The organism is Streptomyces sp. 13-12-16 (genome assembly GCF_002114215.1).
Taxonomy (GTDB): Bacteria; Actinomycetota; Actinomycetes; order Streptomycetales; family Streptomycetaceae; genus Streptomyces.
The window spans coordinates 1-5762 of record NZ_NCTE01000095.1 but is presented as its reverse complement, the minus strand read 5'-3'; the positions used below and the strand labels follow the sequence as shown (position 1 = coordinate 5762).

Here is a 5762-nt window from a genome sequence, read left to right as displayed (position 1 = left end):
GGCCGCCCTGGCCGCCGCGACGGCCCTCCCCGGAATCCGCGCCACCGCACGCGGCGCCGTGGCGAGGGCCGCGGAGACCGTCCGGCAGGAGGCCGCGCTGATGCGGGCGTGGGGAGTCGGATCCGGCGAACTGGAGCGGATGCCGTTCGCCGAGCGCGCCCGGCTCGCCGAACGGCTGCGCACCGGCCGCCTCGCCCGGTGGGCCGACCTGATCGGCCGGTTCCGGCAGATGGCCGACGGCGAGCGCGCCCGCAAGGTGGAGAACACCACCGGGGAACTGGTCGGCGTCACCCTCGGCGACGACCTCTCCCGCGTCATCCCCTCCGAACTGGCCCACCTCGGCCTGCCCGAGCTGCGCGCGGTCTTCGCCGCCCGTTACGCCGCCGGGGAACTGATGCTCTACGACAGCCGGGGCGAGCAGACCACCGGCCGGGGCGCGATCATCGCGTGCGTGGACACCTCGCACTCCATGTACGAGGAGGGGCCCGGCGGAATCACCCGGGAGGCATGGTCCAAGGCGTGCGCCCTGGCCCTGCTCGACCAGGCCCGCGCCGCCGGACGCGACTTCGTCGGCATCCTGTTCTCCGCCCCCGGCAGGTTCGAGGTCTTCCGCTTCCCGGCGGACGAGCCCGCCCCTGTCGACCGGACCGTCGACTTCGCCGAGACCTTCCTCGGCGGCGGCACCAGCTACCAGACCCCGCTGTCGGCGGCGGGCGAACTGCTGGAGGCGGAGTTCGACGACACCGCCCGCATGCGCGGCGACATCGTGATGATCACCGATGACGACTGCGGGGTCACCGAGCAGTGGACGCGCGCCTGGAACGACACCAGGCACCGGCTCGGCTTCCGGGTCTTCGGCCTGGTCATCGGCGCCCCGCGCGCCGCCGCGGAGGACTCGGTCCTGCAGGCCCTGTGCGACAACCTCCGGCTCATCGAGGACCTCACCGACGTCCACACCACCGCCGACCTCTTCCGCGTGATCTGACCGGCCGGGCGGGTTCGCGTTTGATCCCCGTCACCTTCGGGGTAATCTCTTCCGCTCGATTGGCCAGCCCCGGTCCCCGTGTGGCAGACTGTCCGAGTTGCTCGGTCGAGTGTTGATGCTGCGCGCCTCCCGCCGGGAGGACCGGAAGCGAGTCCCACAGTACTCGTCGTCCCTGATCAGGGGCGGACGTACGGGAATCTTCCGGGAAGCGGAGCGCGGCACCGGCCAGGCGCCCGGTGGGCCTTTCGCCCCCGGTCCGCGGTTCTGGTAGGGCCGTGTCAATCCCGCAGGGATGTTCGAACAAGGGACATTCATGTCGACGGGAGCGCGACACACCCGACCGCGTGGGTCGGAGGACGAGACCTGGAACATCGGGTTCCGGAGCGTAAAGAGAGACAGGACTACGAAGTAGCCATGGCGGGACAGAAGATCCGCATCCGGCTCAAGGCCTACGACCACGAGGTCATCGACTCCTCGGCGAAGAAGATCGTCGAGACGGTGACCCGCACTGGTGCGTCGGTCGCGGGCCCGGTGCCGCTGCCCACTGAGAAGAACGTGTACTGCGTCATCAAGTCGCCGCACAAGTACAAGGACTCGCGCGAGCACTTCGAGATGCGCACGCACAAGCGCCTGATCGACATCCTCGACCCGACCCCCAAGACCGTTGACTCTCTGATGCGACTCGACCTCCCGGCCGGTGTCGACATCGAGATCAAGCTCTGAAGGCCGGTGATCTGAGAATGGCTAAGCAGATCAAGGGCATCCTGGGCGAGAAGCTCGGCATGACGCAGGTGTGGGACGAGAACAACCGTGTTGTTCCGGTCACCGTCGTCAAGGCCGGCCCCAACGTCGTCACCCAGGTCCGCACGAACGACGTCGACGGCTACGAGTCGGTCCAGATCGCCTTCGGCGAGATCGACCCGCGCAAGGTGAACAAGCCCCTCAAGGGCCACTTCGCCAAGGCCGACGTCACCCCCCGTCGTCACCTCGTCGAGATCCGCACCGCGGACGCCTCCGAGTACACGCTGGGCCAGGAAGTCACCGCTGAGGTCTTCGAGTCGGGCGTGAAGGTCGACGTCACCGGCAAGAGCAAGGGCAAGGGCTTCGCCGGTGTCATGAAGCGTCACAACTTCAAGGGCCTCGGCGCCGGACACGGCACCCAGCGCAAGCACCGTTCGCCCGGTTCCATCGGTGGCTGCGCCACCCCGGGTCGTGTGTTCAAGGGCCTGCGCATGGCGGGTCGCATGGGCAACGAGCGGGTCACCACCCAGAACCTGACCGTCCACGCCGTTGACGCGGAGAAGGGTCTGCTGCTCATCAAGGGCGCGGTTCCCGGTCCGAACGGCGGCCTCGTCCTGGTCCGCACCGCGGCCAAGGGGGCCTGAGGTAACCGATGAGCACTGTTGACATCCTTTCGCCCGCGGGCGACAAGGCCGGTACCGTCGAGCTCCCCGCGGAGATCTTCGACGTTGAGAAGGTCAGCATCCCGCTGATCCACCAGGTCGTCGTCGCGCAGCTGGCCGCTGCCCGCCAGGGCACCCACAAGACCAAGACCCGTGGCGAGGTCCGTGGTGGCGGCAAGAAGCCGTACCGCCAGAAGGGCACCGGCCGCGCCCGTCAGGGCTCGACCCGCGCGCCGCAGTTCGCCGGTGGTGGCGTCGTGCACGGTCCCGTGCCGCGCGACTACTCCCAGCGCACCCCCAAGAAGATGAAGGCTGCCGCCCTGCGTCACGCCCTCACCGACCGGGCGCGCCACAACCGCATTCACGTCGTCTCCGGCGTGATCGAGGGCGAGACCCCCTCCACGAAGGCCGCCAAGTCGCTGTTCGGCAAGATCTCGGAGCGCAAGAACCTGCTCCTGGTCGTCGACCGCGCCGACGAGGCCGCGTGGCTGTCCGCCCGCAACCTGCCCCAGGTCCACATCCTGGAGCCGGGCCAGCTGAACACGTACGACGTTCTCGTCTCGGACGACGTGGTCTTCACCAAGGCCGCTTTCGAGTCCTTCGTCGCCGGCCCGAACAAGGCCAACGACAACGAAGGGAGCGAGGTCTGATGGCTGCCCGTCACCCCTCCATCGCCTCCAAGGCGGCCAAGAAGGCCAAGGCCGCGCGCGTCGCCAAGGCGCGCCGCCACGAGGCCGAAGGCAAGAACACCGTCGTCACCCCGGCGAGCAAGGCCTACACGGACCCCCGTGACGTCCTGCTGAAGCCGGTCGTGTCGGAGAAGAGCTACGCGCTCATCGACGAGAACAAGTACACGTTCATCGTCGACCCCAACGCGAACAAGACCCAGATCAAGCAGGCCGTCCAGGCGGTCTTCGAGGTCAAGGTCACCGGGGTCAACACGATCAACCGCATCGGCAAGCGCAAGCGCACCCGCACCGGCTTCGGCCAGCGCGCGGCGACCAAGCGCGCGATCGTGACCCTCGCCGAGGGCGACCGTATCGACATCTTCGGCGGTCCGACCGCGTAAGCGGTCAGGATCGTTCGATATCGGACGAGGACTGAGAAATGGGTATCCGCAAGTACAAGCCGACGACTCCGGGCCGTCGTGGCTCCAGCGTCGCCGACTTCGTCGAGGTCACGCGGTCCACGCCGGAGAAGTCGCTGGTCCGTCCCCTGCACAGCAAGGGCGGCCGTAACAATTCCGGTCGTGTGACCGTCCGCCACCAGGGTGGTGGCCACAAGCGCGCCTACCGCGTGATCGACTTCCGTCGTCACGACAAGGACGGCGTGCCGGCGAAGGTCGCGCACATCGAGTACGACCCCAACCGCACCGCGCGCATCGCGCTGCTGCACTACGCCGACGGCGAGAAGCGCTACATCCTCGCCCCGCGCAACCTGCAGCAGGGTGACCGCGTCGAGAACGGTCCCGGGGCCGACATCAAGCCGGGCAACAACCTGGCCCTCCGCAACATCCCGGTCGGTACCACGATCCACGCGATCGAGCTCCGTCCCGGTGGCGGTGCCAAGTTCGCCCGCTCCGCCGGTGCCTCCGTGCAGCTGCTCGCGAAGGAGGGCTCGATGGCCCACCTGCGCATGCCGTCCGGAGAGATCCGCCTGGTCGACCAGCGCTGCCGCGCCACGGTCGGCGAGGTCGGCAACGCCGAGCAGTCGAACATCAACTGGGGCAAGGCCGGCCGCAAGCGGTGGCTGGGCGTCCGCCCGACCGTCCGTGGTGTCGTCATGAACCCGGTCGACCACCCGCACGGTGGTGGTGAGGGCCGTACCTCCGGTGGTCGCCACCCCGTGTCCCCGTGGGGCAAGAAGGAAGGCCGTACTCGTTCGCCCAAGAAGGCGTCGAACAAGTACATCGTCCGCCGCCGCAAGACGAACAAGAAGCGCTAAGGACGGGTTGAGATGCCTCGTAGCTTGAAGAAGGGACCCTTCGTCGACGACCACCTGATCAAGAAGGTGGACGCGCAGAACGAAGCCGGTACCAAGAACGTCATCAAGACCTGGTCCCGTCGCTCGATGATCGTCCCGGCGATGCTGGGCCACACGATCGCGGTGCACAACGGCAAGACCCACATCCCGGTGTTTGTCACCGAGTCCATGGTCGGCCACAAGCTCGGCGAGTTCTCGCCGACGCGCACCTTCCGGGGTCACGTCAAGGACGACCGGAAGTCGAAGCGCCGCTAGTCAGCGGGGTGGATTGACCATGACAAACACTGAAGGGACAACCATGGAAGCCAGGGCCCAGGCGCGGTACATCCGCGTCACGCCCATGAAGGCCCGCCGCGTGGTGGACCTCATCCGTGGCATGGACGCCACGGAGGCTCAGGCGGTCCTGCGTTTCGCCCCGCAGGCCGCGAGCGTGCCGGTCGGCAAGGTGCTGGACAGCGCCATCGCCAACGCCGCGCACAACTACGACCACACCGACGCCGACAGCCTCTACATCTCCGAGGCGTACGTCGACGAGGGCCCGACCCTGAAGCGGTTCCGTCCGCGCGCCCAGGGCCGTGCCTACCGGATCCGCAAGCGGACCAGCCACATCACCGTGGTCGTCAGCAGCAAGGAAGGAACCCGGTAATGGGCCAGAAGGTAAACCCGCACGGGTTCCGGCTCGGTGTCACGACCGACTTCAAGTCGCGTTGGTACGCCGACAAGCTGTACAAGGACTACGTCAAGGAAGACGTCGCCATCCGTCGGATGATGACGTCCGGCATGGAGCGCGCCGGCATCTCGAAGGTGGAGATCGAGCGCACCCGTGACCGCGTGCGTGTGGACATCCACACCGCCCGTCCCGGCATCGTCATCGGCCGCCGCGGCGCCGAGGCCGACCGCATCCGCGGTGACCTGGAGAAGCTGACCGGCAAGCAGGTCCAGCTGAACATCCTCGAGGTCAAGAGCCCCGAGACGGACGCTCAGCTGGTGGCCCAGGCCGTCGCCGAGCAGCTCTCCTCCCGCGTCTCCTTCCGTCGCGCCATGCGCAAGAGCATGCAGGGCACGATGAAGGCCGGCGCCAAGGGCATCAAGATCCAGTGCGGTGGCCGCCTCGGTGGCGCCGAGATGTCCCGCTCGGAGTTCTACCGCGAGGGCCGCGTGCCCCTGCACACGCTCCGCGCGAACGTGGACTACGGCTTCTTCGAGGCCAAGACGACCTTCGGCCGCATCGGCGTGAAGGTCTGGATCTACAAGGGCGACGTCAAGAACATCGCCGAGGTCCGCGCCGAGAACGCCGCTGCCCGTGCGGGTAACCGCCCGGCCCGCGGTGGCGCCGACCGCCCGGCCCGTGGTGGCCGCGGTGGCGAGCGTGGCGGCCGCGGCCGCAAGCC

At 68.2% G+C, this 5762-nt stretch carries 9 protein-coding genes; all 9 read left to right on the top strand.

Annotation, left to right across the window (positions count from 1 at the left end; genetic code table 11):
- Window positions 1-985, top strand: a 985-nt coding sequence (locus tag B7767_RS04770; RefSeq protein WP_373408191.1) for a VWA domain-containing protein, incomplete at its 5' end; no start/stop codon positions are given.
- A gap of 414 nt (window positions 986-1399) precedes the next feature.
- Window positions 1400-1708, top strand: a complete 309-nt coding sequence (gene rpsJ, locus B7767_RS04765) for a 30S ribosomal protein S10 (RefSeq protein ID WP_003948644.1) — start codon at window positions 1400-1402, stop codon at window positions 1706-1708.
- Window positions 1709-1725: 17 nt separating this feature from the next.
- Complete coding sequence (gene rplC / locus B7767_RS04760) at window positions 1726-2370, top strand: 50S ribosomal protein L3 (RefSeq protein WP_030046373.1); 645 nt, start codon at window positions 1726-1728, stop codon at window positions 2368-2370.
- Window positions 2371-2378: 8 nt separating this feature from the next.
- The gene (rplD, locus tag B7767_RS04755) at window positions 2379-3038 is read left to right on the top strand and encodes a 50S ribosomal protein L4 (RefSeq protein ID WP_085571014.1); all 660 of its coding nucleotides are present in this window, start codon (window positions 2379-2381) and stop codon (window positions 3036-3038) included.
- Complete coding sequence (gene rplW / locus B7767_RS04750) at window positions 3038-3457, top strand: 50S ribosomal protein L23 (RefSeq protein WP_073932758.1); 420 nt, start codon at window positions 3038-3040, stop codon at window positions 3455-3457. Before rplD ends, rplW begins: the two co-directional genes overlap by 1 nt.
- 38 nt (window positions 3458-3495) lie before the next feature.
- Window positions 3496-4332, top strand: coding sequence for a 50S ribosomal protein L2 (rplB, locus tag B7767_RS04745; protein WP_004927281.1), 837 nt, complete (start codon window positions 3496-3498; stop codon window positions 4330-4332).
- A gap of 12 nt (window positions 4333-4344) precedes the next feature.
- Window positions 4345-4626 carry a 30S ribosomal protein S19 gene (gene rpsS / locus B7767_RS04740; protein WP_010036728.1) on the top strand — a complete coding sequence of 94 codons (282 nt, stop codon included), beginning with the start codon at window positions 4345-4347 and terminating at the stop codon, window positions 4624-4626.
- A gap of 43 nt (window positions 4627-4669) precedes the next feature.
- Window positions 4670-5017, top strand: coding sequence for a 50S ribosomal protein L22 (gene rplV, locus B7767_RS04735; RefSeq protein WP_019329637.1), 348 nt, complete (start codon window positions 4670-4672; stop codon window positions 5015-5017).
- Window positions 5017-5762: 30S ribosomal protein S3 (rpsC, locus tag B7767_RS04730; RefSeq protein WP_085571013.1), on the top strand; the 746-nt coding region annotated here is incomplete at its 3' end. The genes rplV and rpsC, both read left to right, overlap by 1 nt.

Bases quoted from the DNA above. Each gene is read 5' to 3' on its own strand.
- rpsJ (WP_003948644.1), top strand. From the start codon at position 1,400: ATGGCGGGACAGAAGATCCGCATCCGGCTCAAGGCCTACGACCACGAG.
- rplC (WP_030046373.1), top strand. From the start codon at position 1,726: ATGGCTAAGCAGATCAAGGGCATCCTGGGCGAGAAGCTCGGCATGACG.
- rplD (WP_085571014.1), top strand. From the start codon at position 2,379: ATGAGCACTGTTGACATCCTTTCGCCCGCGGGCGACAAGGCCGGTACC.
- rplW (WP_073932758.1), top strand. From the start codon at position 3,038: ATGGCTGCCCGTCACCCCTCCATCGCCTCCAAGGCGGCCAAGAAGGCC.
- rplB (WP_004927281.1), top strand. From the start codon at position 3,496: ATGGGTATCCGCAAGTACAAGCCGACGACTCCGGGCCGTCGTGGCTCC.
- rpsS (WP_010036728.1), top strand. From the start codon at position 4,345: ATGCCTCGTAGCTTGAAGAAGGGACCCTTCGTCGACGACCACCTGATC.
- rplV (WP_019329637.1), top strand. From the start codon at position 4,670: ATGGAAGCCAGGGCCCAGGCGCGGTACATCCGCGTCACGCCCATGAAG.